Source organism: Bartonella grahamii ATCC 700132 (genome assembly GCF_000518085.1).
Lineage (GTDB): Bacteria > Pseudomonadota > Alphaproteobacteria > Rhizobiales > Rhizobiaceae > Bartonella > Bartonella grahamii.
The window spans coordinates 1-1,787 of record NZ_JACX01000052.1 but is presented as its reverse complement, the minus strand read 5'-3'; the positions used below and the strand labels follow the sequence as shown (position 1 = coordinate 1,787).

Here is a 1,787-nt window from a genome sequence, read left to right as displayed (position 1 = left end):
TCGGCGGATCGTGATGTCAACATTGATGCTGGCAATAATATCACCCTATCAGAAAGCTATGATACCTCTAACGCAAAAGAAAAGCATGAAAAGTCTTTTGCTGGTGTGACAGCCTCTGTCAATGTGGGTATTCTTGGTACAGTAAAAGATGTAAAGGATGCAGCCAAACGTTTTGGTCATGGGGATACAAAACACAAAATCGGTAATGGTCTTATTGCTGGTCTAAAAGGCTATGATCTCTATAGCAAAGGCAAAGGTCTTTATAATGGGATGAAAGGTGGAAACAAACAGTCTATTCGTGATATTGCTGATGTTTCTGCTAGCGTAACCGTGGGCTTTAAGACAGAGAAGGAGGAGGCATCTGTTCAGACATCTACTGCGGTAACAAATAGTATAGAAGGAGGGCGTTCTATTAATATCCATGCCCATGAAGGCAGCATCCATAGTATTGGCGCTGATATTATCGCTGGTACCAATCCAGTCTATGCAAATGATGAACAGAGCGGGAATATCACCTTGGATGCAAGACAACATATCCTCTTTGAAAGTGCACAAAACACACAAAGCACACAAAACCACAATGAAAGCGCTTCGGTAAATGTTGGGTATAGTTATGGTACTGGTGGTACAGGGTGGATGGGGAATGCTTCTTTTGGTAAAGGCAAGGGTTCCAGTGAGGAAGTTCAGCAAAAGAACAGCCATATTGTTGGCACTGGCACTGTTCATACCAGCAGTGGAGAGGATACCACATTGGCAGGCGCCGTGGTTTCTGGAAATCAAGTCAAAGTGGATGTGGGAGGAAGCTTGACCATAAAAAGCCAGAGTGATACGGGACAAAGTTCCAGCAAGCAAAACTCTCTTTCCATTGGTTATAATAGCCGAGGAAAGGAGGGTACAGCCACAACCAATATTTCCTTAAACAAGGATAAATCCTCTAGTGATTATCATAGTGTTGTGGAACAATCAGGCATCAAAGCGGGTGATGGCGGCTTTGATATCAACGTTAAAGATAAAACAACCCTGACCGGAGGTATTATTGAAAGCACTGCGCCGGCAGAAAAAAACAGTCTGACCACAGGAAGCATTAGCACCAGTGATATAAGCAACAGTGCGCATGCTAAAGCCAGCAGCGATGGGATCAGCATTGCTGCGGGTGGTCCAATGTATCAGGGCAAATATGGTGTCGGGAAAAACATTGCCAAAAATGTCTTAGATCATTCAAAAGCTAAAGATTCAGAGGAAGGATACACCAAATCTGCTATTAGTGATGGCACCATCGTCATTACTGATGAAGCAGGGCAGAAGGCATTGACAGGACAAGATGTTGAGCAATCCATAGCCTCCCTTAATCGTGATACTGCCACCGCCCATAAGGGTGTACAACAACTCGATGTAGGCAAGCTGGAACAAATCGTCCATGAAAACCGCGAAATGGTAACGCAACTCTTAGAAGAAGGGTTTAAATACAGCGATGATTCCTATAAAACCATGTTTATCAAAGAGCACCCCATCGCCGTGGTCGACCGTGATGAAAATGGCAATACAATCTATGAAATAGATGCAAATGGGGTACCTATAAGAGACGCTCGTGGACAAAAAATACCTAAGTTTCATTATTTAACGGATGAAGAAAAGCAGCATTTACAAGCTGGTTTTGATGGCAAGGTGCATGTGTCCCTCAATGGCATTTTTACCCCACCCTATGAGGCTGCTGTTTATGCAGAGCAACATGCGGAGAATAAAAATGTACCGCTTTATTTTGTTGTGTTTCCAGAAGCCGATTCTGC

The 1,787-nt window shown here is 43.6% G+C and carries 1 protein-coding gene; it reads left to right on the top strand.

Annotated elements, in window-relative coordinates; translation table 11 throughout:
- Positions 1–1,787 (top strand): hemagglutinin repeat-containing protein (locus tag U736_RS11310; RefSeq protein WP_034452132.1); only part of this gene is annotated, 1,787 nt, incomplete at both ends.